17 protein-coding genes are annotated in these 26,471 nt (G+C 62.5%); 12 read left to right on the top strand and 5 right to left on the bottom strand.

The window, feature by feature from the left end; translation table 11 throughout:
- Positions 1–231 precede the first annotated feature (231 nt).
- Genes FSY45_RS06815 through FSY45_RS06805 form a run of 3 tightly spaced genes read left to right on the top strand, consistent with a single transcriptional unit; the run spans position 232 to position 6,152 of the window.
- Positions 232–1,530, top strand: a complete 1,299-nt coding sequence (locus FSY45_RS06815; RefSeq protein ID WP_046460249.1) for an efflux RND transporter periplasmic adaptor subunit — start codon at positions 232–234, stop codon at positions 1,528–1,530.
- Between the two features lie 18 nt (positions 1,531–1,548).
- The gene (locus FSY45_RS06810) at positions 1,549–4,716 is read left to right on the top strand and encodes an efflux RND transporter permease subunit (protein WP_046460250.1); all 3,168 of its coding nucleotides are present in this window, start codon (positions 1,549–1,551) and stop codon (positions 4,714–4,716) included.
- On the top strand, positions 4,713–6,152 hold the full coding sequence (locus tag FSY45_RS06805) for an efflux transporter outer membrane subunit (RefSeq protein ID WP_046460251.1): 1,440 nt from the start codon (positions 4,713–4,715) through the stop codon (positions 6,150–6,152). The genes FSY45_RS06810 and FSY45_RS06805 overlap by 4 nt, the downstream gene beginning before the upstream one ends.
- Before the next feature lie 132 nt (positions 6,153–6,284).
- Here the strand turns inward: FSY45_RS06805 and FSY45_RS06800 are convergent, their stop codons facing one another.
- Positions 6,285–6,923, bottom strand: a complete 639-nt coding sequence (locus FSY45_RS06800; protein WP_003062413.1) for a TetR/AcrR family transcriptional regulator — start codon at positions 6,921–6,923, stop codon at positions 6,285–6,287.
- Between the two features lie 170 nt (positions 6,924–7,093).
- On the bottom strand, positions 7,094–7,594 hold the full coding sequence (locus tag FSY45_RS06795) for a flavodoxin family protein (protein ID WP_003062406.1): 501 nt from the start codon (positions 7,592–7,594) through the stop codon (positions 7,094–7,096).
- A 552-nt stretch (positions 7,595–8,146) separates the two neighbouring features.
- Here FSY45_RS06795 and FSY45_RS06790 point away from each other — a divergent pair.
- The 6 genes from FSY45_RS06790 (at position 8,147) to FSY45_RS06765 (ending at position 20,100) form a co-directional block, all read left to right on the top strand.
- Positions 8,147–11,287, top strand: a complete 3,141-nt coding sequence (locus tag FSY45_RS06790; protein ID WP_003062405.1) for an EAL domain-containing protein — start codon at positions 8,147–8,149, stop codon at positions 11,285–11,287.
- A 51-nt stretch (positions 11,288–11,338) separates the two neighbouring features.
- On the top strand, positions 11,339–11,668 hold the full coding sequence (locus FSY45_RS06785) for a YnfA family protein (protein ID WP_046460252.1): 330 nt from the start codon (positions 11,339–11,341) through the stop codon (positions 11,666–11,668).
- A 252-nt stretch (positions 11,669–11,920) separates the two neighbouring features.
- Complete coding sequence (smc, locus tag FSY45_RS06780) at positions 11,921–15,448, top strand: chromosome segregation protein SMC (protein WP_003062399.1); 3,528 nt, start codon at positions 11,921–11,923, stop codon at positions 15,446–15,448.
- 36 nt (positions 15,449–15,484) lie between these two features.
- Positions 15,485–16,834 carry a cell division protein FtsZ gene (locus FSY45_RS06775; RefSeq protein ID WP_039048927.1) on the top strand — a complete coding sequence of 450 codons (1,350 nt, stop codon included), beginning with the start codon at positions 15,485–15,487 and terminating at the stop codon, positions 16,832–16,834.
- Positions 16,835–16,897: 63 nt separating this feature from the next.
- The gene (ligA, locus tag FSY45_RS06770; protein ID WP_046460253.1) at positions 16,898–19,024 is read left to right on the top strand and encodes an NAD-dependent DNA ligase LigA; all 2,127 of its coding nucleotides are present in this window, start codon (positions 16,898–16,900) and stop codon (positions 19,022–19,024) included.
- Positions 19,025–19,053: 29 nt separating this feature from the next.
- On the top strand, positions 19,054–20,100 hold the full coding sequence (locus tag FSY45_RS06765) for a patatin-like phospholipase family protein (protein WP_003062395.1): 1,047 nt from the start codon (positions 19,054–19,056) through the stop codon (positions 20,098–20,100).
- Positions 20,101–20,143: 43 nt separating this feature from the next.
- Here FSY45_RS06765 and FSY45_RS06760 read toward each other — a convergent pair whose 3' ends face one another.
- From FSY45_RS06760 to FSY45_RS06750, 3 genes are all read right to left on the bottom strand, one after another.
- Complete coding sequence (locus FSY45_RS06760) at positions 20,144–20,494, bottom strand: hypothetical protein (RefSeq protein ID WP_003062392.1); 351 nt, start codon at positions 20,492–20,494, stop codon at positions 20,144–20,146.
- A gap of 76 nt (positions 20,495–20,570) precedes the next feature.
- Entirely contained in the window at positions 20,571–21,416 is an 846-nt protein-coding gene (dsbG, locus tag FSY45_RS06755; RefSeq protein ID WP_052951031.1) for a thiol:disulfide interchange protein DsbG, read from the bottom strand.
- A gap of 56 nt (positions 21,417–21,472) precedes the next feature.
- Positions 21,473–22,840 carry a prolipoprotein diacylglyceryl transferase family protein gene (locus FSY45_RS06750; RefSeq protein ID WP_046460254.1) on the bottom strand — a complete coding sequence of 456 codons (1,368 nt, stop codon included), beginning with the start codon at positions 22,838–22,840 and terminating at the stop codon, positions 21,473–21,475.
- Between the two features lie 238 nt (positions 22,841–23,078).
- Between FSY45_RS06750 and FSY45_RS06745 the strand changes: the two genes are divergently transcribed.
- The 3 genes from FSY45_RS06745 to FSY45_RS06735 all read left to right on the top strand — a co-directional run bounded on the left by FSY45_RS06745 (position 23,079) and on the right by FSY45_RS06735 (position 26,470).
- The gene (locus FSY45_RS06745) at positions 23,079–23,753 is read left to right on the top strand and encodes a response regulator (protein WP_046460255.1); all 675 of its coding nucleotides are present in this window, start codon (positions 23,079–23,081) and stop codon (positions 23,751–23,753) included.
- Positions 23,753–25,570, top strand: a complete 1,818-nt coding sequence (locus FSY45_RS06740; RefSeq protein WP_052951032.1) for an ATP-binding protein — start codon at positions 23,753–23,755, stop codon at positions 25,568–25,570. The genes FSY45_RS06745 and FSY45_RS06740 overlap by 1 nt, the downstream gene beginning before the upstream one ends.
- Before the next feature lie 180 nt (positions 25,571–25,750).
- Complete coding sequence (locus tag FSY45_RS06735) at positions 25,751–26,470, top strand: c-type cytochrome (RefSeq protein ID WP_045839462.1); 720 nt, start codon at positions 25,751–25,753, stop codon at positions 26,468–26,470.
- The last annotated feature ends 1 nt before the right edge of the window (position 26,471 follow it).

Genomic DNA, 26,471 nt, shown 5'->3' with positions numbered 1-26,471 from the left:
CGGGGTTTTGCGGGTTCCGGCTCTAGTCCGTTATGACGAGGAGCCTTGCTGCCAAGGTTTTCTACAGTGGTGTCTCAAGCCAGAGACCGCTGCGACGCCGCATGCCCGCATGACAGGAGAATGGCAAGCGGGTGATTGCCGGCATGTCATTGCGCCTTTGGCTACTTTACATTTTATTAATATTGTCGGCGCACAATGTTGACAAGTTCTTTAGTTCAGACCGCTCCACGTATGAAGATTGACCAGCCCGCTTCGCTGAGCCCGCGCCGAGAGGCGCATTTTTCTTGCCTTCCCAGTGCAAGCCAGCAAGGTCATCGCCAGCAGCGCTGGACACTGGCTGTGGGAGCCATGCTGATTGCCGCTGCGCTGGCGGGCTGCTCCAAGTCCGAGGCGGAGCAAAAAGGCCCGCCCAAGTCCGAGCCGAAGGTCGGCGTGGTCACCTTGCAGTCGCAAAGCCAGCAGCTGGATGCCAGCCTGCCGGGGCGCACCCGTGCCTTCATGACGGCCGAAGTGCGTCCCCAGGTCTCGGGCATCATTCAGCAGCGCTTGTTCACCGAAGGTGCTCTGGTCAAACAGGGCCAGCAGCTCTATCAGATCGACGCCGCGTCGTTGAAGGCGGCCGAGGCCAGTGCTGCGGCCGCCGTGGCCAAGGCCGAAGCCAGCCAGCGCACGCTGGCTGCAACGGCACGGCGCAATGCCGAGCTGGTCAAGATCGACGCGATCAGCAAGCAGGCGTTTGACGAAAGCCAGGCGGCAGCGGCCCAGTCCGCATCGGATGTGGCCGTGGCCAAGGCGAATCTGGAAACCGCACGCATCAATCTCAAGTACAGCCGGATCGAAGCCCCTATCGGCGGTCGCATCGCGCTGTCTGCCGTCACGCCCGGTGCGCTGGTCACGGCCAATCAGGCCACGGCGCTCACCACCATCGTGCGGTTGGACCCCATGTATGTGGACTTCACCCAGTCCAGCACCGATCTGATGCAGCTCAAGCGCGATCTGGATTCCGGCCGCTACCAGAAGGTGGAAGGCAACAAGATTCCCGTGCGCATCCAGCTCGACGACGGCAGCGACTACCCGCATCAGGGCAAGCTGGCCTTTGCGGGCGTGATCGTCAACGACACGACCGGCACGCTGACCCTGCGCGCCGAGGTGCCCAATCCCGACGGCATGCTCATGCCCGGCATGTATGTGAAGGCCTTGCTGCCAACGGCCCTGGCACCCGATGCCTTGCTGGTGCCGCAGCAGTCGGTGACCCGCGATCTGACCGGCCGTGCCAATGTCATGGTCGTCAAGGACGGCGATGTGGTTGAAAAGCGGGATGTGGAACTGGACCGCGCCGTAGGCGCTTTCTGGTTGCTCAAGACGGGCCTGAAAGCAGGCGAGCGTGTGATGGTGGATGGCTTTCAGCGCATCAAGCCCGGCGACAAGGTTCAGACCGTGGAGGTGGATCTGAAGGCCAAGGCCGAGCGCAAGAGCCAGCGGGGCGAGCCGCCCGTGCAGGCCGCTGCCGATGCACCTGCCAAGAAGTAAGCAAGGCAGGCGACACACATGGCTCAGTTCTTCATCAATCGGCCCATCTTTGCGTGGGTCATCGCCATCATCATCATGCTGGCCGGGGCTTTGTCGATCAAGCTGCTGCCGCTGGAGCAGTATCCCGAGATCGCTCCACCCCGCGTGACCATAGGCGCCCAGTACACGGGTGCTTCGGCCGAGACGGTCGAAAACTCGGTGACGCAGATCATCGAGCAGCAGATCAAAGGCATCGACAACATGCTCTATATGAGCTCGACCAGCAATGCCTCCGGTCAGGCTCGCATCACGCTGACCTTTGCTCCGGGCACCAATGTCGACGTGGCGCAGGTGCAGGTGCAAAACAAGATCCAGGGCGCGGTCAACCGCCTGCCGGACTCCGTGAAGACGCGTGGCGTCTTCATCAACAAGGGCGGCCAGGATTTTCTGGTCACCTACAGCTTCTATTCGCCCGATGAAGATGTGACCGCAGTGGACATCGGCGACTACATCAACAGCAATCTGGTGGACATCATCGGTCGCATCGAAGGCGTCGGTGACATCAACGTCTTCGGCACGCCCTATGCCATGCGCATCTGGATGGACCCCGCCAAGATGGAGAAGTACGGGCTGATCCCCTCCGATCTGAGCAGCGCGCTCAACGCGCAAAATGCCCAGGTCTCGGCGGGTCAGCTGGGGGCCTTGCCCGCGGTGCAGAACCAGCAGCTGAACGCGACCATTACGGCGCGTACCAAGCTCAAGACCGTGGAGCAGTTCGAGGACATCGTGCTCAAGTCGTCGAATGACGGCTCGGTCGTCACCATCAAGGACGTGGCCCGGGTGGAACTGGGGGCCGACAATCTGTCCATCCAGGCCAAGCTCAATGGTATGCCGGGCGCAGGCATGGGCATCATCCTGGCCGATGGTGCCAACGCCATGGCGGTGTCGGATGCAGTGGCGGCCAAGCTGGCCGAGCTCAAGCCCTTCTTTCCCAATCAGATCGACTATTTCGTGAGTTCGGACTCCACGCCCTTTGTGCGGGCCTCGATCAGCGAAGTGGTGCATGCGCTGGGCGAGGCCATGGTGCTGGTGGTGATCGTGATGTTCGTGTTCCTGCAGAACTTCCGCGCCACGCTGATCCCCGCCATTGCCGTGCCGGTGGTGCTGCTTGGGACCTTCGGCGTGCTGTCCGTCGCGGGCTTCTCCATCAATACCCTGACCATGTTTGCCATGGTGCTGGCCATCGGCCTGCTGGTGGACGATGCCATCGTGGTGGTCGAGAACGTGGAGCGGGTGATGCACGAGACGGGCAAGTCTCCCAAGGAGGCGACGCGCCAGTCCATGAAGGAAATCACGCCTGCGCTGGTCGGCATCGGGGTCACGCTGTCGGCGGTGTTTGTGCCCATGGCCTTCTTTGGCGGCTCCACGGGTGTGATCTATCGCCAGTTCTCCATCACCATCGTGGCGGCCATGGCGCTGTCCGTGTTCGTGGCCCTGACGCTGACACCGGCGCTGTGCGCCACGCTTCTCAAGGCACCGGATCGCAGCCATGGCGACGGCCATGAGCGTCCCATACGCTCCGGGGTGCTGGGCATCAACGACCGGTTCTTCCGCTGGTTCAACCGCAATTTCGATGCCGCCGCCAATCGCTACCAAAGCACCGTGGCCTTCAGCCTGGGCCGGGCCAAGCGCATGATGCTGATCTTCCTGGCCGTGCTGGCCGCGGTCTGGCTGCTGATGGCCAAGCTGCCGACTTCCTTTCTGCCCGATGAGGACCAGGGCTTTGTCTACGTCAACGTGAACCTGCCTTCCGGTGCTTCGAATGCCCGTCTTCAGGAAGTGCTTGACCAGGTGCGCGAGTACCTGGCCAAGCAGCCAGATGTGATCAGCTTCAACCAGGTGTCCGGTCTCAACGGCGACCAGAGTTCGGCGCGCGGCTTCATCCGTCTGAAGCCCTGGAGCATGCGTCCGCTGCCTTCTCAATCGGCCGCGGCCATTGCGAATAAGGCGACCAGGGAGCTGGCCAGCATCCGTGATGCGCGCGTGCAAGTGGTGCTGCCGCCTGCAGTGCGCGGCCTGGGTTCGAGTTCGGGCTACAACTTCATGATCAAGGACATCAATGGTGTGGGCCACGAGGCACTGCTCGCCGCGCGTGATCAGGTGCTTGGCGAAATGCGCGCCAACAATCTGCTGACTGCCGTGCGCACGACCAATCTGGAAGACGCCAGCGAGCTGCGCGTGGATGTGGATGACCGCAAGGCCGCCGCGCTGGGACTGGCGTACAGCGACATCAACAGCGTGCTCTCCAGCGCCATGGGTGGCACCTATGTGAACGACTTCTTGAACAATGGTCGTGTCAAGCGTGTCTACGTCATGGGCGATGCCCAGTACCGCATGCTGCCCACCGATATCGCCAAATGGACGGTGCGCAACAACAAGGGCGAGATGGTGCCTTTCGGAGCCTTCTCCAAAAGCTACTGGGCCTACGGCTCGCCCCAGCTGCTGCGCTACAACGGCAGCCCGGCCTATGAGTTCGAAGGCCGTGCCGCAGCCGGCATCAGCTCGGGTACCGCCATGGAGACGGTGGAAGATATCTTGAAGAAGCTGCCCAACGGTATTGCCTACGAATGGACTGGCGCTTCTTTGCAGGAGCGCCAGTCCGGTGCGCAGGCGCCCATGCTGTATGCCATCTCGATTCTGTTCGTCTTCCTGTGCCTGGCTGCACTCTATGAAAGCTGGACGGTGCCGCTGTCGGTGATGCTGGCCGTGCCGCTGGGTGTGGTCGGCGCACTGCTGGCGACCTATACCCGTGGCTTGACCAACGATGTGTATTTCCAGGTCGGTCTGCTCACGACCGTGGGTCTTGCGGCAAAGAACGCGATCCTGATCGTGGAGTTTGCGGTGCAGCTGCAGGAGCAGGGCAAGAAGCTGTTCGATGCGACGGTGGAAGCCGTGCGTCTGCGTCTGCGACCCATCCTGATGACTTCTCTGGCCTTTGGTTTCGGCGTGATCCCGCTGGCCATCGGCACCGGCGCTGGCGCCGGTGGTCGCAATGCCATCGGCACGGCCGTGCTGGGCGGCATGGTGGCATCGACGGTGCTGGGTATCTTCCTGGTGCCGGTGTTCTTCCTGCTGGTTCGCAGCTGGTTCAAGAGCCGCTCGCGCAGCGATGAGGCGCCTGACGTCAACAAGGAGAGCGCAGCATGAGGCGCCCGAGCATGAAATTTTCTACCATGGCGGCCGCCGCAGTGACGGCCTTGCTGGCGGGCTGCAATCTGGCTCCGGCCTATAAAACGCCTGATCTGCCCGTGCCCGAGACTGTCTCCGGCAACGTCTTGCCGGCCCAGGCGAGCGAGGCGGCGCTGCAACAGGCCCAGGCGCTGCAATGGTTGCAGTCGCCGCAGCTGCGCGAGGTGGTGGCGCTGGCGCTGAGCAACAATCGCGATCTGCGTGTCGCGCTGGAAAACATCGAGAAGGCGCGCGCCCAGTACGGCATCACAAGAGCCGATCTGCTGCCTGGCATCACGGCCCAGGCGCAGAGCAATCGCACGCGCACCGCAGGGGATCTGACGACGGCCGGGCGTTCCAGCATCACCGAGCAATACACGGCTCAGCTGGGTTTCGCCAGCTATGAGCTGGACCTGTGGGGGCGCATCCGCAATCTGAGCGAAGCCTCGCTGCAGCAGTTTCTGCAAAGCCAGGACAACCGGCGCAATGTGCAGATCGGCCTGGTGGCCGATGTCGCCAATGCCTGGCTGACGCTGGCGGCCGATCAGGCGCGCCTGCAGCTGGCCAAGGACACGCTGGACAGCCGCATCAAGGCTTTTGAGCTGACACGGCGCATGCATGAACTGGGCTCGACCTCCGGTTTGGTGCTGGCCCAGAACCAGACCACGGTCGATACGGCGCGCGGCGATGTGGCCAGCTATACCTCCCAGGTCGACAGAGATCGCAATGCCCTGCAACTGCTGGTGGGGGGGGCGGTGCCCGTGCAACTGCTACCTACTGCGCAGACCCTGACGGGTGCGGCAGACACTGCGGCTCTCAAGGTCGTGCCCGTACCCCTGCCATCATCGGTACTGCTCAAGCGTCCCGATGTGCAGGCCGCCGAGCGCAATCTGCAGGCCATGAATGCCAATATCGGCGCAGCCAGAGCGGCGCTGTTTCCCAGCATCACGCTCACTGGCAGTGTCGGTACCGGCAGCAACGAGCTGGACCGTTTGTTCGGCAACAACAACAGCACCTGGAGTTTCATCCCTCTGGTCAAGCTGCCGATTTTTGATGGCGGTCGCAACCGCGCCAATGTACAGGTGGCCGAAAGCAATCAGCGCATTGCGCTGAGTCAGTACGAGAAGTCCGTGCAGACGGCCTTCAAGGAGGTGGCGGATGTGCTGGCCGACCGAGCCCAGTGGGATGAGCGGCTGGCCGCCCAGACAAGCATGGTGGCCAATACCCAAAAAGCCTTCGATTTGTCGAATGCTCGCTTCAAGGCCGGCGTGGACAACTATCTGACGGTGCTGGATGCGCAGCGCAGCCTCTATACCGCGCAGCAGACCCTGATAGGCCTGCGCCTGTCTGAGCAGCTCAACCGTGTGACTCTGTGGAAGGCGCTGGGCGGGGACGAGGCCGCACAGCAGGGTTGATGGGCGGACTCGCTCGATAAAAAAAGCTGCAGCCTGAAAGACTGCGGCTTTGTTTTTTGATAGCTACTAGCGCTTTACCAGAAAGCGATTGAGCCGGATTTCATTGAAATTTCGGCGCGTCAACATCCAAGGTCATGGCATCTTGAATAGCAGAGCCACCTGGAGTCGGAACAGGGTTCCAGCATTCATGGGCACTTCGGGATGGATGACGGTGTTGTTCATCATCGCCAGCCACAGCGGTGCGAGCAGCAATTCCGGGTGCTGCACCAGCTCGGGCGCCTTGAGTTCGCCACGTTTGGCGGCCAGCTGCGCGAGCCGGGTGAAATGCTCGAGCAGGGCATCGTGCACGTAGCGGCGATACATCTGCGCCAGCAGCGGAAACTCCAGGCCTTCGGCGACGACCAGCCTGGCCGTGGCAGAGCGGCCGCTGCTGTCGATGACCTCTGCCGCAGCCCCCACCGTGCGCAGCAGATACTCGCCCACGGATTCATGCTCGTGCATGGGGCTGGACTGCAAGGCCACGGCGGCAGAGGCGATATGTGTCTGGATCACTGCCTCGAACAAGGCTTCCTTGCTGTCGAAATAGCGAAACAGCGTGACCTTGGACAGTCCTGCGCGCTGTGCAACCGAAGCCGTGGTGCCACGCGCATAGCCGTGTTCCAGAAATTCTGCAAACGCAGCCGCCACGATGGAGCGGCGTGTGGCCTGGGTCTTTTGTGGACTGGGGCCGCGTGGCGTGCGCTTGGGGCGTGCGGTGTCTGGTTCAATCATGGACGCAAGAGCTGGTGAAGTCGCAGACTATGCCTGCATGGGAGCGCGCATCGGGGAAAAGCGTGCGCAAGCAATGATGGCACATTTATACAAGCCGATTCGAAGGCTCCATTTTTGCCTTTGTATGGAGCCTGTCCTGCCCGGAATGATGCGGGCAAACCCTTGTTTTTCTAAAAAATGCCCAAGGCCAGTCCCGTGGCCAGTGATTGCCCCAATTCTTCGCAGCGCTGCAAATCGGCGGACGGTATCTGTTTGGGGGCGAGTATGGCCTCCGGCGTCTGGGCATGGGTGCAGATGATGAGCGGCTCTGCCACGGCCTTCAGGCGCCAGCCGGTGGCAATGCGTTCCATCTGCCTGGCTGCGTTATGACCGTCGCTGCCGGCGCAGACCAAACTGGCATAGGGTCGGCCCTGTATCCGGTCGAGCACGCCGTAATAGCTTCGATCGAAGAAGTCCTTCATCAGACCGCTGATGGCGGCCAGATTCTCCGGTGTGGCAAACAGATAGCCCTGAGCTTGCAGCAGGTCTTGCGGGCCGGCCTGGGAGGCATGCAGCACGCGGACCTCGACGGATTCCTCCTGCCGGGCGCCGGTGCTGGCCGCTTCAACCATCTGGAGTGTGCCGCCAGTCAGTGAGTGGTAGACGATCAGCAGGGTCGTGCGTTGTGACATGGTTGCTTTATTGCCGGTGGACAAACCGCAGGCGCTTGCAGGCGGGAATAACCGGGTAGAGCGCTGTGGTTCTGCTTGATTGTTGCTAAAAAGATACGGGTTGCCGTGGTTTGTGATGCGGCCTGAATGGGACTAAGCTCCGACAAATATTGACATTTGTCAATTTTGCGACCTGGGGTTGCTCTTGATTTTGCAGCGCTTTGTATTGGATATACAAGCTTATGCCTATGATTTGATCTAAATCCAGACGCAATCATGCCAAGGCTTTCAGGGTAATCACTTGGTGTGACTGTTCTTTGGATGTAGGTTTGCTCCTACAAACTATGTCGCTCCTCATCTTGGCTCATGGTGCTGCAGCCTTTGCTGCAAGGCGCCACTGCCGACTGGAGCCACCTCGCAACTCAGGAATCTTGTGTTTTTTGCATGTCGCAATTCGCAACTCAGCCAGTGATGAAAATGCGTAAACCCTGGTTGGCGCTGCTGGCATTGGGTTTTGGAATTTCCTGTGGCAGTTTGGGGGGCTGGATGCTCCATCAACGCCAGGAGTCGCGCATGCAACAGCGCTTGCAGCTCAGTGCCGATATGGCGACGCGAGCTATGGAGCAACGCCTGGGCAGCTATGACCGTCTGCTCGTCAAGCTCGCCGAGCAAATGGCCGGCAATGCGGATGCGGGCCAGCAGGTGTTTGCCCAGCATGCCCATGCTCTGCTCAGTCAGGATAGTCTGGTGGGGCTGCAGGCCCTGAGTCTGACCCGTGCAGTGACTGCGGAGCAGCACACCGATCTTGCGCGTGATTCACAGGCCTTCGAGGTTTCCTACGTCTGGCCGTTGATAGGCAACGAGGCGCTGGCGGGAAGCAACGCGCGTCAGCCGGCGGCGGCATTTCATTCCTTGATGCAGGCGTGGAACTCTCGCCAGATGTCGATGTCGGCTCCATTTCGCTTTCTGCAACTGCCCGATAGCCCCAAGGGCGTGGTGTTGCGGGCTCCGCTGTGGGCTGCAGAAGAGGGGGGCGGCGGCGCCGCGATCGGGAAATCTTCCGGAAAGCCGCTCGGGACGCTCAATGCCAGGATCCGTCTGGGCGAATTTGCGAGGGGGCTGGTTCCGGCCAACCTCTACCCTCAGGTCGCCTTCAAGCTGGTGGATCTCAGCCCAGCCGACCCATCGCCAAAGGCTGGTGGGGACCACATGAGACTGACCACACCGCTGTCGATGCTTGCTGGCGGTGCGGAGATCTTGTTCACTGGCTCACTGTGGGCGGAGGCGGAAACCCATCCTGAATTTGCCTTGATCAAGCCGCTGGAGCGGCAGATACAGGTGTATGACCGCATCTGGTCGCTGCAGTTCAAGCCTGCGCTCAGCACTCAGAGACGGTTTGAGAGGTATCTGCCCTGGCTGGTATTGGGCCTGGGTCTGCTGGCGGGGCTGGTGCTGGCTGCCTGGGTCTCGGGCTGGTGGCAGAGCCGCTGGAGCTGGAGCCGGCGCCTCAAGTTCAGTGCGCAGGCAAGGCAGGAGAGTGATGCGCGCTTTCATGCTATGTGCGAGCAGGCGGCCATGGGCGTGCTCGAGCTTGATATCGCCACGCGCAGCGTACTCAAGGCCAACCAGCATTTCTGTCAGTTGCTGGGCTATGAGGCCCAGGAAATTCACAGACGCAGCGTGCTGGAGTTGGTCATGCCCGAAGACCAGGCGCACTGTGCGCAATTGCTTGAAGGACTGGACCTGCAGCAGTTCCAGCACAACGCGGGCGAATTCTGTCTGCGTTCCAAGGAGGGCGCGCCAGTCTGGGTCGAACTCAATGCGTTTCTGACCGGACGTCATGAATCACGGCGCCTGCAGGTGCTGGTGCAGGACATCAGCGGGCGCAAGCGCCTCGAGCAGATGGAGCGGCTGGGTCATCAGCAGTTGCGCAATCTCATGCAGAGACTTCCGGTGGGTCTGGTCATGGAGGATCTGGATGGGCGCCTGGTCTACTGGAACGAAGAGTTTCTGCGTCTGGCCGGCCATGGGGGCAAGCCCGGCGTATCAACCCAGCAGTGGTGGGAGCGCATGTTCCCCGATGCCGCTGAGCGCGAGCGCGTCATCCAGCGATGGGAAGCCGCCAAGGCTCAGGCCCGCCGGACGTTGCAGCTGCGCCAATCCGAGCGTGTCGACGATGTGCAGGCTCAGTGGGACGAGCTCGCCACCGAGGCGTCGGCTTGCACGGTGTCTGCGCAGACATTGATGCTCAGTGGGGTAGACGGCCTGCGCCGCCCGGTCGCGGTCAGTGCCGTGTTGCAAGCCGAAGGGTGCTTGATGGTGCTGCAGGATCAGAGCCAGCGCATGGCGGCCGAGCAGGAGGTCCGCCGTCTGGCCTTCTACGACGCCTTGACTGGCCTGCCCAACCGGCGCCTGCTGGCTGATCGGCTGCAACAGGCTCTGGCCGTGGCGCAACGCAAGGCCCATTTTGGTGGTGTGGTGCTGCTGGATATCGACAACTTCAAAGCCTTCAACGAGACCTATGGCCTGGATCAGGGCGATTTGCTGCTGCAGTCGATGAGTCAGCGCATCCGTGGTCTGCTTCCTTCAGGGGCCACGATTGCTCGTCAGGGCGGCGATGATTTTGTGCTGCTGATCGAGGACCTTGGCAGCGATTCCGTGGCGGCAGCCGCCAGGCTGGAGCAGCAGGCCGACCAGTGGCTGAGCCGCTTGCGTGAGCCCATAGAGATCGGCGGCATTCCGCGCTCCATCACCGTCAGCATGGGCCTGAGCCTGTTTGGCGAGCCAGAGCTGACGGGTGAAGAAGTGCAGCGCCGCGCTGAAATGGCCATGTACCAGGCCAAGAGCCAGGGGCGCAATGTCAGTTGCTTCTTTGACCCCCAGCTGCAATCGGCGCTGCAGGAACGCCGCACGCTTGAGCAAGACATGCGTGCCGGTCTGCAGGCCGGTGAATTCGAGCTGTTCTATCAACCCCAGGTGGAGATGGGCAAGGTGATTGGCGCCGAAGGTCTGCTGCGCTGGAAGCATCCTGAAAAAGGCTTTGTCCCCCCTGCGCATTTCATTCCGCTGGCCGAGGAAACAGGCGTCATCCTCCCCCTGGGCGACTGGGTGCTGCAAGCCGCCTGCCAGCAACTGGCGAAATGGGCCAAGCACCCCCGTTATGCGCAACTGGTGCTCTCGGTCAACGTCAGTCCCAAGCAGTTCCATCAGAGCGGATTTGTCGAACAGGTGCTCAAGGCGCTGGCCGAGCATGGGGCCGATGCGCGTCGGCTCAAGCTGGAGCTGACCGAAGGCATGCTGGTCTCCGACGTGGACGACACCATCGCCAAGATGATGCGTCTGAAGTCCTACGGCATCGGATTTTCGCTGGACGACTTTGGTACCGGCTACTCCTCGCTGTCCTATCTGAAACGGCTGCCGCTCGATCAGCTCAAGATCGACCGCAGCTTTGTGCGTGACGTACTGACCGATCCCAATGACGCGGCCATTGCCCGCACCATTGTGGCTCTGGCCAAGAGCCTGAGTCTGCATGTGATCGCCGAAGGCGTGGAAACCCAGGCCCAGTGCCGTTTTCTCGAAGGCATACGCTGCTATGCGTGGCAGGGGTATCTGATGAGCCCGCCCGTGCCGGTCAGCGAGTTCGAGAGCCTGGTCACCAATGGCAATGTGCCGGGATCTCCGACGCCAGCTCTCAGTCCGGTGTCCATGCGCTGAGGCGGTTCATGCTCTCTACAATGCCCGCATTTCGCTGTGTGAGAGATTGAATTGCCTGAAATCAAGACCCTGCTGTTATTTGTCCTGACCGCCGTGGCGGAGATTGTGGGCTGCTATCTGCCCTGGCTCTGGCTCAAGCAGGGCGGCAGCGCCTGGCTGCTGCTGCCCGCCGCGGTCAGCCTGGCCTTGTTTGTCTGGCTGCTGACTTTGCATCCCTCGGCCTCGGGTCGTGTCTACGCGGCCTACGGCGGCATCTACATCAGCGTGGCGCTTCTGTGGCTGTGGCTGGTGGATGGCATCAAACCCAGCGTTTGGGATATGGCAGGGGTGGCCATCTGTCTGCTGGGGGCGGGTTTGATTGCTTTTCAGCCGCGCACCTGAGGCATCCGCTGCTCTCTTATTCGATCTAAATCTGCCCCAATCCCTTGCCGATCCTGCGCAGGCCGCTATGGTTTGCGTGTATGCAGCAATCTTGGCTGACGAGGGGGCAGGCCGCGTTATGATTCCCGTCTGTTGACGGTTGCGAGCAAGAACAGGGCTTTTTCAAGTTTTGCGTTTGTGCAACCGCTTTTGCCGTTTTTCTTTCCCAATCACAAGCCTTTGCTGGCCAGCCTCTAGACCGACACCGACACCGTGCGCCTGAATTCCATCAAGCTCTCCGGCTTCAAATCCTTTGCCGAGCCCACCAATTTCATTCTGCCGGGGCAGATGGTCGGCGTGGTGGGGCCCAACGGTTGCGGCAAGTCCAACATCATGGATGCGGTGCGCTGGGTGCTGGGGGAGAGCAAGGCCAGCGAGCTGCGTGGCGAGTCCATGCAGGACGTGATCTTCAACGGCACCACGCATCGCAAGCCGTCCAGCCGTGCCAGTGTGGAGCTGACCTTCGACAACAGCGACCACCGCGCAGGCGGTCAGTGGGGGCAGTTCGGCGAAATCGCCGTCAAGCGCGTGCTCACGCGCGAGGGCAACAGCAGCTACTTCATCAACAACCAGCCCGTGCGTCGTCGCGACGTGCAGGACGTGTTTCTGGGCACGGGTCTGGGACCGCGTGCCTACGCCATCATCGGTCAGGGCACGATCAGCCGCATCATCGAGTCGCGCCCCGAAGAGCTGCGCCTGTTCCTTGAAGAAGCGGCCGGGGTTTCCAAGTACAAGGAGCGTCGTCGTGAGACGGAAAACCGCCTCTCGGCCACGACCGAGAACCTCACCCGTGTGGAAGACATTCTGCGCGAGCTCAATGCCAATCTGGACAAGCTGGAAAAGCAGGCCGAAGTTGCGGCCAAGTACAACGGCCTGAACGCCCAGGTCACGCTCAAGCAGCACCAACTGTGGTTCATGAAGCGGGCCGATGCCGAGGCCGAGCAGGACCGCGTGCGTGTCGAAGGCCTCAAGGTCGTCAACGAGCTCGAAGAGCGCATGGCCGATATCCGCAACAACGAGAGCGGACTCGAGACCCTGCGCCAATCGCACTACGACGCCAGCGATCAGGTCAATCAGGCGCAGAGCAAGCTCTACGAAGCCACGGCCGAGGTCGGCAAGCTGGAGGCCGAAATCCGCTATGTGGTCGAAGGCCGCCAGCGCGTGCAACTGCGTCTGCAGCAACTGGCCGAGCAACTGCTGCTGTGGAGCAGCCGCAGCGAAGAGGCCCAGGGCGAGATCGAGAACATCGAGGGTGCGGGCATGGATGCCGAAGAGCAGGCCGAGATGCTGGCTGCCCAGCTCGAGGAGCAAAGCACCCGCCTGCCCGATCTGGAAGATTCTCTGCATAAGGCGCAGAAAGCCGATGCAGACCAGCGCAACTCGGTGGTGCAGGTGCAGCAGCAGATTCAGGTGCTGGCCGCCGAGCAGCGCAGTCTCGATGAGCAGCGCCGTCAGTTTGAAACCCGTTATGAACGTTTACGGGCCGACCGCAATGCACTGGAAACGCCGGACGAAGCGCGCCTGAACAATTTGCAGGCGCAACTGGCCGAGGCGCAGGAGCTGGCCGAGATGGCCGATGCCGTCCTCAATGAGTTGCAGGACAGCGTGCCGCAACTCGATGAGGATAGGCGCGCACGCCAGCAGGCCGTGAATGCCGAAAACAGTCGTCACGCCGATCTGTCGGCGCGGCTGGATGCGCTCAAGGCCTTGCAGGAAAAGGTCAAGACCGATGGCAAGCTTCAGCCCTGGCTGGCCAAGCATGGGTTGGACGGCATGCAAGGCCTGTGGAGCCGCATAGCCATCGAGTCGGGTTGGGAAAATGCGCTGGAAGCCGCACTGCGCGAACGTCTGGGTGCGCTGGAAGTCGGTCGCCTCGACATGGTGCGCGGTTTTCTGGGCTCCGGGGGGCTGGACGCTCCGCCGGCCCGGCTGGCCTTTTTCAGCCAGGCTCAGGCAGCGGGCGCACCTGTGGCTGCGCGCTTTGCGCGTCTCAGCGATCTGCTCAAGATCAATGATGCCGGCCTGCGCGCCGTGCTGGTGGACTGGCTGACGGGCTGCTATACCGCGCCCACGCTCGACGAGGCCCTGGCCAAGCGTGCCGATCTGCAGGCTGGCGAGACCATTTATGTGCCCACCGGCCATGCGGTGACCGCGCACAGCGTGACCTTTTATGCGCAGGACTCCGAACAATCGGGGCTGCTGGCGCGGGCGCAGGAAATCGAGCACCTGGAAAAGGAAGTCCGCGCCCAGGCGCTGATCGCCGATGAATCGCGTTCGGCCTTGGTGCGCGCCGAAAGCGCTTACGCCGATGCCTCGCAGCGTCTGGTGTCCGCACGCCGCGAAGCGAGCGAGTCGCAAAGCCGTGCCCACGAGCTGCAGGTCGAGACCTTGCGCCTGTCTCAACTGGCCGAGCAGGCGCGCGCACGCAATGCGCAAATTTCGGCGGATCTGTCCGAAGTCGAAACCCAGCTCTCCGATATCGAAGAGCGCAAGGTCGCCGCCGAGGCCCGCTTTGAAGAGCTGGACATGCAGTTGGCCGACAGCCAGGAGCGCCATGCCCAGCTGGGGGATCGCGTGCTGGAGGCCGAGCGCCGCCTGAACGAATCGCGCGAGCAGTTGCGCAGTCTGGAGCGTCAGGCCCAGGAGGCGACCTTCTCGCAGCGCACGCTGCACGCGCGTCGCGCCGAGCTGTCTCGCACCATCGAAACCGCCAGCCAGCAGGCCAAGTCCCTGGCCGAGGAGCAGCAACGCGCTCAGGACGAACTGGCAAGACTGTCTGATGCCGCAGCGCAGGGCGGCCTGCAGGATGCGCTGGATCTGAAGATGCAGCGCGAAAAAGACGTCGCCGAGCGCCGCAGCGAATATGAGGATCTGACCAATAAGCTGCGTGCCAGCGACGAGCGCCGCCAGAGCCTGGAAAAGGCACTGGACCCGCTGCGTCAGCGCATCACCGAATTCCAGCTCAAGGAACAGGCCGCGCGCCTGGGTCTGGAGCAGTACAGCAATCTGCTGACCGAAGCCGAGGCCGATCTGGCTGCTGTGGCTCAGTCGATTGCCGAAGGAAATGTGCGCATGCACGGCCTGCAAGGTGAAATCGACCGCCTGCACCGCGAAATCCAGGCCCTGGGGGCCGTGAATCTGGCCGCGCTGGATGAGTTGACCCTGGCGCGTGAGCGCAAGACCTTCCTCGATGCGCAGATGGATGATCTGACCAAGGCCATGAACACCTTGGAAGAAGCCATTCGCAAGATCGATGCCGAGACGCGGGATTTGCTGACCGGCACCTTCGACATCGTCAATCGCCATTTTGGCCGCATGTTTCCCGAGCTGTTCGGTGGCGGTCAGGCCAAGCTGGTGATCACTGGCGACGAGATTCTCGACGCCGGGGTGCAGGTGATTGCCCAGCCGCCCGGCAAGAAGAACCAGACCATTCACCTGCTCTCGGGCGGCGAGAAGGCGCTGACCGCGATTGCGCTGGTGTTTGCCATCTTCCAGCTCAACCCAGCGCCATTCTGTCTGCTGGACGAGGTGGATGCGCCGCTGGACGACGCCAATACCGAACGTTATGCCAAGCTGGTTTACAGCATGAGCAAGGGAACCCAGTTCCTGTTCATCAGTCACAACAAGATCGCCATGGAGATGGCTGAGCAGCTGATTGGTGTGACCATGCAGGAACAGGGCGTTTCACGAATTGTTGCGGTGGACATGGAGTCCGCCCTCTCCATGGCTGAGCTATCCTGAGCCCGGCCATCCCCTATTGAAGAACCGTTTTCTCACATGAGTAACTTGCAAATCAGTCTGGCCGTCCTGGGTGTGGTGCTGTTGGCGCTGATCGTTGCCTACAACTCCTGGACTGCGCGTCGCAATGCGCCCAAGCGGGCCGAGCCTGAGGAAGAAAGCACAGATCCTCAGCGCCTCGAGCCCGGAATGAACACCGTCGGTCATGGTGCGGACCTGACCAAATACCAGCATGAGCCCGTGCTGGGGGATTTCGGCAAGGCCATTCCCGGTACCGAGCCCCTGCAGATGCCCGAATCCGCAGGTCGCTTTGCCGAAGCCGATGCCGAGCTGGCCCGCCTGGTGGCGCGCGAAGCCCATGAGGAAGCGCAGCGTCAGGAAGCTCTGGCGGCCGCCCAGCACAAAGCCGAGACGACCGAGGCTGCGCATGCTGTGCAAGAGGTGAACGCTCAGGGAACGGATGCAGCCATTGCTGCAGTGACCGAGCAGGCCGCGCAGGCTGTGGAGCCCGTGTTGACGGACGCTCCTCTGGCCGCCTCGATTCCTCCCGCCCCGTCAGTGGAGCGACGCGGCCATCTGGATGCGCTGATCGATGCGATTGCTCCGATCACTGTGGCCCAGATTGTTCCTGGTGAAGTGGCCTTGCAGGCCCAACCCAGTACCCGCCGTGCCGGCAACAAGCCCTTTGCCATTGAAGGCATGAACCAGGACAGCAAGCAGTGGGAGCCGTTGCAGACCGGCCAGCGCTATCTGGGCTTTCAGGCCGGTGTCCAGCTGGCCAACCGTACCGGTGCACTCAACGAGATCGAGTTTTCGGAGTTCGTCACCAAGGTGCAGCGCTTCGCCGATGCGCTGGGCGCCATGGCCGACGTGCCCAATATGCTCAACGAGGTCTCGCGTGCACGCGAGCTCGATCAGTTCGCCAGCGAGCACGATGCGCAGCTGAGCTTTATGCTGCGTGCGCGTCAGGCGTCCTGGAGTGCTGGTTATGTCCAGCAAAATGCCCAGCGCCTGGGCTTTGTCATCACGCCCATGCCGGGCCGCATGGTGCTTGCCTCGCCCATCCAGGGCCTGCCTCCGGTGCTGGTGCTGAACTACGACCCCCAGGCCGCCATGGGCGATGATCTGGATCAGTCCGTCGTGCGCGAATTCCTGCTCAGCCTGGACGTGGCCCAGGTGCCGCGCGGGCAGCAGCCGTTTGCGCGCCTGCGTCAGGTGGCGGAGCAACTGTGCCAGACCATGGACGGCGTGCTCTGCGACCAGAACGGCTATCTGCTGCCGGTCTCGGCGCTGGACCCGATTCAGCATGACCTGGAGCTGCTCTACGACAAGCTCGACAGCGCAGAGCTGTCGGCCGGCTCACTTCTTGCCAGAAGGCTTTTCAGCTAAAACAAACAGGCCAACAATGTTGGCCTTTTTTATCCCGGACTTTGAATTTCCAGCGGGCAGAGCATGACCGAGAATTTAGATCTTTTTTCCGCTGAACCCCAGGGCCAGAAGCCATCGACAGCTATCAATGCAGGCGTGCCCGAAAGCGTGACGAGCAAGGTGGCGGCATTGCGCGCCCAACTCCATCAATGGGCACATGAGTACTATGTACTCGATACGCCCACGGTTCCCGACGGGGAATATGACCGCGTCTATCAGCAACTCGAAGCGCTGGAGGGGGCTTACCCCGCACTCGTTACGCCGGACTCTCCCACGCAGCGCGTGATCGGTGCGGTGCTGGACGGTTTGACTCCGGTTCGCCATGCCGTGCCCATGCTGAGCATCCAGACAGAGACCGATAACGAGGCCACGGGTGCCATTGCCTTCGACCAGCGTGTGCGCAAGGAGCTGGGGCTGGATGAGTCCGCTGCAGCCATCGAATATGTGGCCGAGCCCAAGTTCGATGGCCTGGCCATGAATCTGCGTTATGAAAACGGTCGCCTGGTGCAGGCCACCACGCGCGGCGATGGCGAGGTGGGGGAAGACGTCACGCACAATATCCGTACCATTCGCCAGATTCCCCTGACCCTGTCCGCAGGCCGCGATGTACCCCCCGTGGTGGAGGTGCGAGGCGAGGTGCATATGGCCAAGGCCGATCTGGACAAGCTCAACGCGCGCCAGCAGGCCGCAGGTGCCAAGACCTTTGCCAATCCGCGCAATGCGGCGGCCGGATCGGTCCGTCAGCTCGACTCGAATATCGCGGCCCAGCGTCCGCTGTCGTTCTTCGCCTATGGTCTGGGCGAGATCACGCCGCCGCAGCAGGGCGGGCCGGACTTCGGCACGCACTACGCCATGCTGCAGACTTTGAAATCCTGGGGCTTTCCGGTTGCACCGCAAGTCAGTATTGCGCTGGGCGCTTCTGAACTGGTAGCGTTTCACGAACGCATCGGTGCCGAGCGCACCAATCTGCCCTATGAAATCGACGGCGTGGTCTACAAGGTCAACAGCCTGGCTCTGCAGCGTCAGCTGGGCTTCAAGTCGCGAGAGCCGCGCTGGGCCGTGGCGCACAAATACCCGGCGCAGGAGATGCCTACGCTCATGGAGGCCATCGATGTGCAGGTGGGGCGCACGGGCAAGCTGACGCCCGTGGCCCGCCTGGCTCCTGTGCAGGTGGGCGGTGTGGTGGTGACCAATGCCACGCTGTCCAATCTGTTCGACATCCGCAAGAAGGGTGTGCGCGTGGGCGATCAGGTCATAGTGCGCCGTGCGGGCGATGTGATCCCCGAGGTGGTGGGACGGGTGCCGGGCGAGCGGCCTGCTTATGTGCCCAACTTCCGCATGCCCAAGACCTGTCCCATCTGCGGCAGCGAGGTGGTGCGTGAAAAAGGCGAGGCCAACCACCGCTGCACGGGCGGCCTGTTCTGTGGCGCACAGCGCAAGGAGGCCATCTTGCACTTTGCGCATCGCCGAGCCATGGACATCGAAGGTCTGGGCGACAAGCTGGTCGATCAGCTCGTGGATGCCCAGGTGGTGCGCGTGCTGCCTGACCTTTACAGGCTGGGCCTGAGCTCGCTGGCAGCGCTGGATCGCATGGCCGAGAAATCGGCCCAGAACGTGCTGGCAGCCCTTGAAAAATCCAAGAGCACCACGCTGCAGCGCTTTCTGTTTGGCTTGGGCATTCGAAATGTGGGCGAATCCACGGCCAGGGATCTGGCCAAGCATTTCGGCAAGCTCGACGCCATCATGGACGCCAGCGTGGAGGAGTTGCTGCAAGTCAAGGATGTCGGGCCGGTGGTGGCCGACAGCATTCACACCTTTTTTGCCCAGCCCCATAACCGCGAGGTGGTGGAGCAGTTGCGCGCCTGCGGTGTGCATTGGGAGGAAGGTGAGCCGGCCGAGAAGGCTCCTCAGATTCTGGCCGGCCTGACCGTGGTGCTGACCGGCACCTTGCCCACGCTGGGCCGCGACGCCGCCAAGGATATGCTGGAGGCGGCGGGTGCCAAGGTTTCGGGTTCGGTCAGCAAAAAGACCAGCTATGTGGTCGCAGGTGCGGAGGCGGGCAGCAAGCTGGCCAAGGCCGAGGAGTTGGGCGTGCCCGTGCTGGACGAAGCTGGCATGCTGGCTCTGCTAAGGGGCGAGCAGCCCGGTTGAGTCGGCTGTAGAAGCAGCAAGGAGGCTACATGAACAAATTGCGACGCAAACCCGTGGTGGGCCTGGCCCTGGGCAGCGGCTCTGCAAGAGGCTGGGCGCATTTTGGCGTGCTGCGCGCGCTGCGCGAGGCCGGTGTCAGCCCCGACATCATCTGCGGCACCTCCATTGGCTCATTGGTCGGTGCAACCTATGCCGCCGGCGAAATGGATGCCTTCGAGAGCTGGGTGCTGGGCCTGGGCAAGCGAAAGGTCTTCGGCTTCATGGACTTCAATCTGGGCGGTGGATTGCTCAAGGGCGAGAAGATCATCGAGTTCTGGCGCGAGAATTTCGTCCAGGAAACCGTGGAGCAACTGGGCACGCCGTTCGGCTGCGTGGCCACCGATCTGCAGACAGGTGCCGAGGTCTGGCTGCGCAAGGGCTCGATTGCCGAAGCCGTGCGCGCGTCCATCGCCTTGCCCGGCCTGTTCACTCCGGTGATGCGGGAAGGGCGGCTGCTGGTCGATGGCGGTCTGGTCAACCCGGTGCCGGTGTCGCTGGCGCGCGCCATGGGTGCGGACATCGTCATCGCCGTCGATTTGAATGCCGACATCATGCGCAGGCATATGAAGCCCGTTGATATGAGCGAGAGCGAGATCAACCTGCATTCCCGCGAGCTCAGGGTCTCGCAGCTGCATCTGGATGAGGAAGAGCCTCCGGTGCCGCTGGGCCAGATTCCTGAAGCGCTGGCGGCGAATGGCTCACCGCTCGGTTGGGCGGGCGCATGGATGCGCAGTATGACGAGCGTGAAGACATTGTCCTCATCCGTCATGCGCAGGGGGCGCAAGGGGGAGGGAGATGCCGAGGACGGTGCTTCTGTGCCTGTACCCTCGCTGGTCAATGTGGTCATGGCCAGTGTCAACATCATGCAGATGCGCATCACCCGCAGCCGCATGGCGGGTGACCCGGCCGAGGTGCTGATTGCTCCGCGCCTCTCGCATGTCGGGCTGATGGACTTCTACCGGGGGCGCGAGTCCATCGATGAAGGCTATGCCGCAACCCAGCTGGCGTTGCCTGCGCTCAAGGACTGGGGTCTTTAGCCCGGAGTGCGCACGGCTCTGGAGTGCCGAGGACGCAGCCTGCTCAGCTGCGGATATAGGTCCAGCCACCTTGCTGCATGCGGGCGATGGCTTCGACGGCGCCCATGGGCAGCACCTGAATATTGTCCGGTGCGCTGATGCCGGCGTTCCTGAGCGTGTTGGGGCACAGCAGCACATGTGCCAGAGCAGGACCCATGTCGTCCGGCTGGTCCAGCACGGCTTGCACGGCCTGGGCATTGACGACAATCCAGACTTCCAACTCGGGGTTGGCGGCTTTCAGGTTCTTGAAGTTGCCGCGTGCGCGGACCAGTGCTTGTGTGCTGGGTGCGTGCAGCACGATGCGGGTGCTGGGGCGCAGGGCGGGCAGCAGGGTGTTCCAGTCAGGTCGGCTCATGGTGTTGGGGCAGATTTGCTAGCGCGATGATAGCCGCTTGCAAATTCTGTGCAGGGGCTATGCGGTGACTTGAATCCTAATGTGCTGGCGACTTGGCGGGAGCTTTGTCCATCAACTCGTCCAGCAGCCCGGGCGGCATGCCGGTGCGGATCTGCACCAGCCCCTGGGCATTCTTCCAGATCGTCGCGGGTGTGGCACGCAGGCCTGCATTGCTCATCAGCGCGGCGTTGTTGGCTAGTGCATCGCGGGCCGACAGGGGGATGCGCTGCAGCGGTGCAATACCCAGGACATCGGGATTCTTGCCATGAGCGTCGGCATAGGCCATGGCATGGCTGGCAAGGGCCTGCTCGGGTGCCTTGGAGGCCAGAATGGCGGCGGCCTTGCCTTCGCTGCTGGGGCGCAGCATGCCCACCAGAATATGGCGCAACTGCAGCTGGCCAGCTTGCACCAGTGGTCTGGCATCGCGCCAGAGCTGGTTGCAATAGGGGCAGTTGGGATCGGTGAACACATAGGCGATGCGGGCGGCATCGGGCTTGCCGTCGCCAATCCAGTGTGTACGCTCCAGATCGATCCAGAACTCCTGGCCCATGGGCTTTTGCACGGCGTTGTGCAAAGCTTTGGCGTTGACATCCTTGCCCTGGGCATCGATGACGGTGCCAATCACCCAGTGCTTGCCGTCAGGCATGCGGTAGATGGGGATGGGCTGCTGGTCGCGGTAGGCGGCCCAGGCCTTGAGGCCGCCGGCGCTTTGCATGGGGCCCACGATCTGCAGGCCTTGCTCGGCGAGAAACTGCGCTGAGGGCAGGTCGCTGCTTGCCGCACCGCTTGCTGCAGCGCCGCTGGCGGCAATCACGTCGCGGGTATAGGCCACGGCGACTACGGTGGCTGCGGCTGCAGCGAAGATGGGGAGAATCAGCGCCATCCATTGGCGTGACAGGGGCTGTAAACGTGGCACGATAAACCTTTGTCCATCTTGAGTCATGGGGCCTGTGTTGGAGGCGCAATGATGCGCAACTGCTCGCTCAGGCTTGCGCGGGAGAGCTCCCCCGTACGCGTGGACCGCAGGCGTCCGTTCGCGTCATAGAAATAGGTGGATGGCAGGGCGCGCTGCTGCCAGTGCTGACCGGCGAGCTGCTCTGGGTCCAGGAGCACCTGGGCTGGGGGGAGAGGCATGGACTGCAAATAGCGCAGCACTGCAGCGGCGTCTTCACCCTGGTTGATCCAGATGAAACGCACACCTGGATGGTCTTTTTGCGCTTGGGCCAGTACCGGCATCTCGCGCTTGCAGGGCGGGCACCAACTGGCCCAGAGGTTGATGACCAGCGGTTGACCGCCGTAGCTGCGCAGATCCGTGGGCTGAGCGGCAGCGCTGACCAGCGTCAGAGAGGGGAGTGAAGACTCTGAAGGCTCAACCCAATTTCGCAATGTGTAAGCTGCCATCAGGATGAATGCACCCACACCCAGGGACTGCAGCACGCCACGTTTCAGGAGTGCATGGCTGCGGCAGCTCCAGGCTGCCCAGAGAACCGCCACCAGCAGTCCGGCCCAAAGGTTCCAGCCACCGTCGCGAATATCCAGAATCTGCAGCACGCTGGCGGGAGATGCGCTCACGGGCCCCCAGTACTCGGGCCACCATTGCACGACGTAGGCCGTGCGCGCCGCTACCAGTCCGGCAAGCGTGGCGTGAAGCAGCACAGTCTCTACAGGCTGATTGCTTTGCCGCTGCCTGAGCCGCGCCCACCACTGGCTGGCAAACAATGCCAGAAATGCGGCAAGAGCCATGGTAGGCAGAGCGAGAGGGCCTATCCGCACACTGGCGGGCAAGGCCAGTGCCTGCAACAAGCCGGGTTGAGCTGCTTCGGTATTGCCTTCGCCAAGGGCTGGAGTCGGGGCATCCGCATTCCCGTCCATGCCTGCTTGAGCGGCGCTGATGCTCTGCTGCTGTACCGGGTAGCAGATGCCTATCTCGGCACAGCCCTGCCATTGCAGCTCCAGCGGCCATTGCGCCGGCCGTTCAGGCAGCGCGGCCTGAATGCGCAACTCCCGGTGAAAGACCTGCACACGGCCAAAGAAGGCATCGCTCAGGGTCCGACCTTCAGGGATCTGCAGTGGTATTGGCTGACCCTGAGCATCGAGCAGGCGCAACTGGTCGCGGTAGAGATAGTGACCAGGAGCAATATTCCAGCGCAGCTCCAGCAGGCGGCGGCCATCAGCCTCTGTTTGGATGGCGCTTTGCTCGGTGTGGACCAGCTCGAAAGCCTGTTCGGCAGTCAGAACTTCGGGTTGCGCAGCGGGCTTGTCGGCACTCAGGCCGGGCAGGGTCAGCGGCTGTGCCCAGGCAGTCATTCCCGTCAGCAGGACTGAAAGCAGAGCTAGGGCTGCGGCAGAGCGAAGAGACATGAAGGGTGGTGGCTGAGTGTCTTGGATGAGGCAGCCCCGCATCTTGGGCGCAAGGGATTAAGCAGGGGTTAACGCTGCGAAAAGACAAATCTGCGATGCTCGATCGCTTCGGATAAACAAGGTGCGTAACGGGTACTCACATCTCCGGATGTGATGGTGAGGGTGGCGGTTGCGCAGTGAAAAAATGCATGTGCTGTTAGTGGAAGATAACGCTTTGGTCGCCAGCGGGGTGAAGGCGGGCCTGCAGCTACAGGGCTTTGGCGTGGACGTGGTGGGTTGCGCCAGCCAGGCTGATGCGGCACTCAAATCCTCCCACTTCGATGTATGTGTGCTGGATCTGGGTCTGCCCGATGAGGACGGTCTGCATCTGCTGGCGCGGTGGCGCCGTCAGGGGCTGGAGCTGCCGGTGCTGGTGCTGACCGCACGTGATGCAGTGGACCAGCGCATCGAAGGCTTGCAGACCGGAGCTGACGACTATCTGGTCAAGCCCTTCGATCTGCACGAGCTGGCGGCGCGGCTGCATGCGCTGCTGCGACGGGCGGCGGGGCGTACCGTGGACTGGATTGTGCTGGGCGATGTCAAAGTGGATCTGGCCGCCGGCCAGGCCATACGGGAGGGCAGCATCGTGGACCTGTCGCGTCGTGAATGGGCGTTGCTGCGCGCGCTGCTGCAGTCGCCCGGGCGAGTGCTGAGCTTGGAGCAACTGCGCGACAGCCTCTATGGCTACAGCCTTGATGTGGAAAGCAACGCGGTCAATGTGCATGTGCACCATCTGCGTCGCAAGCTGGGCTCGGACATGGTGGAGACCGTGCGTGGTGTGGGCTTCAGATTAGGGCGCGTGCATGGAGGCAGTTGCTGATGCGCAGCCTGCGGGTCCGTTTGCTGGTCTGGCTGTGTCTGGCGCTGTGCACTCTATGGGGCGGTGTGGCGGCATGGATGTTTGCCGACATGAGGCATGAGCTGCGTTCCGTGCTCGACGACCGGCTGATTGCATCGGCCCGCATGGTGGCGGGCATTGTTCACCAGTTCAAGCCGCACAACACCAGTCCCGAGGACTGGGGTCCCATGCTCAATGTGGTGGCACGTGATGGTGTGGCTTGCGAGGTCAGCATGATTCGCAGCGAAGTGCATACCGCACCTACACATGATGCTATGGATGCAGATGCTGTGTCGGACGAGGCGAGCGGCAAGGCGGCTCGCCCAGCCCTGATTCCGGCATCTCCGCTGGATGCACCGCGCGCCAAAACTGCAAAGACCGGCCGCGCCGAGGACTCCGCAGATACGGCCTCCGAGCAGGCGGCCGAGCCTACCGATTCTCAGGTGCTGGCTCGCACTGCGGGTGCGCCCAGCTTCCAGGGGCCGCTGCCGCTAGGCTTCTCGAGCATCACCAAAGGCGGCAAGCCCTGGCGTACCTATGTGCTTGAGGAGCATGGCGTGCGCATTGCCACGGCCGACCGCATCGATGTGCGCGAGGGGCTGATACATGGTTTCGCCTACACCATCATCCTGCCCTTTGTGCTGGCGCTGCTGGCCAGCATGGTGTTGATGTGGTGGGGGGTGACACGCGGCCTGCGCCCCCTTGAGTCGCTGCGCCAGGAGTTGAGCGAGCGTCCGCCCGGAGACGATTCGCCCGTGGCGCAAGGCAGGCAGGTCAAGGAGCTGGCGCCACTGGTGCAGACCATCAATCACCTGCTGCAGCGCGTGCACAAAGCCATTGAGCGCGAACGTCGCTGGAGCGACGATGCCGCCCATGAGCTGCGCACTCCGCTGACTGCCGTCAAAACCCATGTACAGGTGGCGCAGATGGCGGTGGCCAATGCGGGGTCTCAGATGGTCGCTTTGAGGGATCAGCCCGGCGCTGGCAAAGAGGATGCTGCGCCCAGGCCGATTTCGGAGACCGCACAGTGGCAGATGACCCGGCAGGCGCTGGAGCAGGCGGGGGAGGGCGTGGAGCATTTGCAGCACACGCTGGAGCAATTGCTGCTCTTGGCCCGGCTGGATTGTCAGCCGGTGGGCGAAGGTGCAGGAGGCTCTCGTGCCATGGCCTGCGGTAGCGAGCCCGCCTGTGCGTGGGAGGCTCTGGAAAAAGCCTGGGGATTGGCCGCCACGGCCATTCCTTCAGGCTCGCTGCGCTTGCGCTGGTTGCCTCAGCAAGCCCTGAATGACGCCAGGCTGCAGGACTTGCGTGTGGCCGTGCCTCAGCCCCTGCTGGTGTCGGCATTGCGCAATCTGATGGAAAACGCCTTGCGCTATGGGCAGCAGGCAAGTGGCGAGCCGGACGACTCTGCGGTGCTGCTCGGCCTGCGCCACATTCCGCAGCTGGCGCAGGTCGGCGGCGACAAGCCACAGACGATGCCTGTCAATCCTGCCGGTTATGTGGAGTTCACAGTGATTGACCATGGGCCCGGGCTGAGTAGCGAGGACTGTGCCGTGGCGACCCAGCGCTTCTGGCGCAAGCAGCATCAGGCCCATGGCAGCGGTCTGGGGCTGGCGATAGTGCAGCGCATTGCACAGTGCAGCGACGGTGAGCTAGAGCTGCTGCCCTTGGCCCAGTGGCAGCAGCATAAGGGCTATGCATTCGAGCAGGTGCACAGCGGCCTAGCGCCAGAAGCGGTGACAGGGCTGGTGGTGCGTTTATGCCTGCCGGTGAAGTCCTGTGCTGCGCCGCCTGATTAGTCAGATTGGGGGCCAATTGTTTGCAGCATTAATTGGCTCTTAATCTTCTATAAGTATCTTCGGGCAATGTGCTTGCTGTCATTGGGCTGCTTTGGCTCGTGACATTCCAGGTCAGACGTCGGCGTTCAGCACACGCCTGATGTGCGGCAGATCTGAGCCGCTTAAATCTCCATTCCCAAGATGAATCGCTTGAACACAAAGACTCTGCCCCGGTCGTGGGTGGCTGTCGGCATTTCCATGCTGATGGCGACCAGCGCCTGGGCGCAAGAACCTGCTGCCGCCAAGGCTGCATTGAACGGCAATGTCGCTGCCGGTGCAAAGATCGCTCAGTCCGGCTCGGCCGGCGGCGCGGCCGCCTGCGTCACCTGCCATGGTGCCAAGGGCGAGGGCCAGCCTGGCTTCCCCGCACTGGCGGGTCAGCACGCCGGTTACCTGGAGCGTCAGTTGAACCAGCTGGCGGCCGGTGCCCGTCAGTCCGCTGTCATGGCTCCCATGGCCAAGGCCTTGAGCGAGCAGGAACGCGCCGATGTGGCCGTCTATTACGCCAGCCTGCAACTGCCTATCAAGAGCGTGCGTGGTGCCTTGCCCGGCAAGAGCGACGATAGCGGTGCCTGGTTGGTCGAGCGTGGTCGCTGGGCCGACGGCATTCCTGCCTGTGCGCAGTGCCATGGCCCCGGTGGCGTGGGCGTGGGCAAGGACTTTCCGGCCATCGGCCATCTATCTGCCGACTATATGCAAAGTCAGATCGATGCCTGGAACAAGGGGCAGCGTGAGGCCGGCCCACTGGGTCTGATGGGGGCTGTAGCCAAGAAGCTCACGGCCGATGACGTCAAGGCCGTTGCTGCGTACTACCAGCGCCTGCACAACCCCGCTGCTGCCGCAGCAACCGCCAAGCCTTAAG

The sequence above is a fragment of the Comamonas sp. Z1 genome (assembly GCF_008121555.1).
In the GTDB taxonomy this organism is placed as follows: domain Bacteria; phylum Pseudomonadota; class Gammaproteobacteria; order Burkholderiales; family Burkholderiaceae_C; genus Comamonas; species Comamonas thiooxydans.
The sequence above is the reverse complement of the archived record's forward strand: the minus strand, read 5'-3'. Positions and strand labels throughout refer to the sequence as shown.

Coding starts and splice junctions, on each gene's coding strand:
- FSY45_RS06815 (WP_046460249.1), top strand. CDS start 232: ATGAAGATTGACCAGCCCGCTTCGCTGAGCCCGCGCCGAGAGGCGCAT.
- dsbG (WP_052951031.1), bottom strand. CDS start 21,416: ATGGCGCTGATTCTCCCCATCTTCGCTGCAGCCGCAGCCACCGTAGTC.
- FSY45_RS06735 (WP_045839462.1), top strand. CDS start 25,751: ATGAATCGCTTGAACACAAAGACTCTGCCCCGGTCGTGGGTGGCTGTC.
- FSY45_RS06765 (WP_003062395.1), top strand. CDS start 19,054: ATGAACAAATTGCGACGCAAACCCGTGGTGGGCCTGGCCCTGGGCAGC.
- FSY45_RS06810 (WP_046460250.1), top strand. CDS start 1,549: ATGGCTCAGTTCTTCATCAATCGGCCCATCTTTGCGTGGGTCATCGCC.
- FSY45_RS06800 (WP_003062413.1), bottom strand. CDS start 6,923: ATGATTGAACCAGACACCGCACGCCCCAAGCGCACGCCACGCGGCCCC.
- FSY45_RS06740 (WP_052951032.1), top strand. CDS start 23,753: ATGCGCAGCCTGCGGGTCCGTTTGCTGGTCTGGCTGTGTCTGGCGCTG.
- FSY45_RS06745 (WP_046460255.1), top strand. CDS start 23,079: ATGCATGTGCTGTTAGTGGAAGATAACGCTTTGGTCGCCAGCGGGGTG.
- ligA (WP_046460253.1), top strand. CDS start 16,898: ATGACCGAGAATTTAGATCTTTTTTCCGCTGAACCCCAGGGCCAGAAG.
- FSY45_RS06775 (WP_039048927.1), top strand. CDS start 15,485: ATGAGTAACTTGCAAATCAGTCTGGCCGTCCTGGGTGTGGTGCTGTTG.
- FSY45_RS06760 (WP_003062392.1), bottom strand. CDS start 20,494: ATGAGCCGACCTGACTGGAACACCCTGCTGCCCGCCCTGCGCCCCAGC.
- FSY45_RS06795 (WP_003062406.1), bottom strand. CDS start 7,594: ATGTCACAACGCACGACCCTGCTGATCGTCTACCACTCACTGACTGGC.
- FSY45_RS06805 (WP_046460251.1), top strand. CDS start 4,713: ATGAGGCGCCCGAGCATGAAATTTTCTACCATGGCGGCCGCCGCAGTG.
- FSY45_RS06790 (WP_003062405.1), top strand. CDS start 8,147: ATGCAACAGCGCTTGCAGCTCAGTGCCGATATGGCGACGCGAGCTATG.
- FSY45_RS06750 (WP_046460254.1), bottom strand. CDS start 22,840: ATGACTGCCTGGGCACAGCCGCTGACCCTGCCCGGCCTGAGTGCCGAC.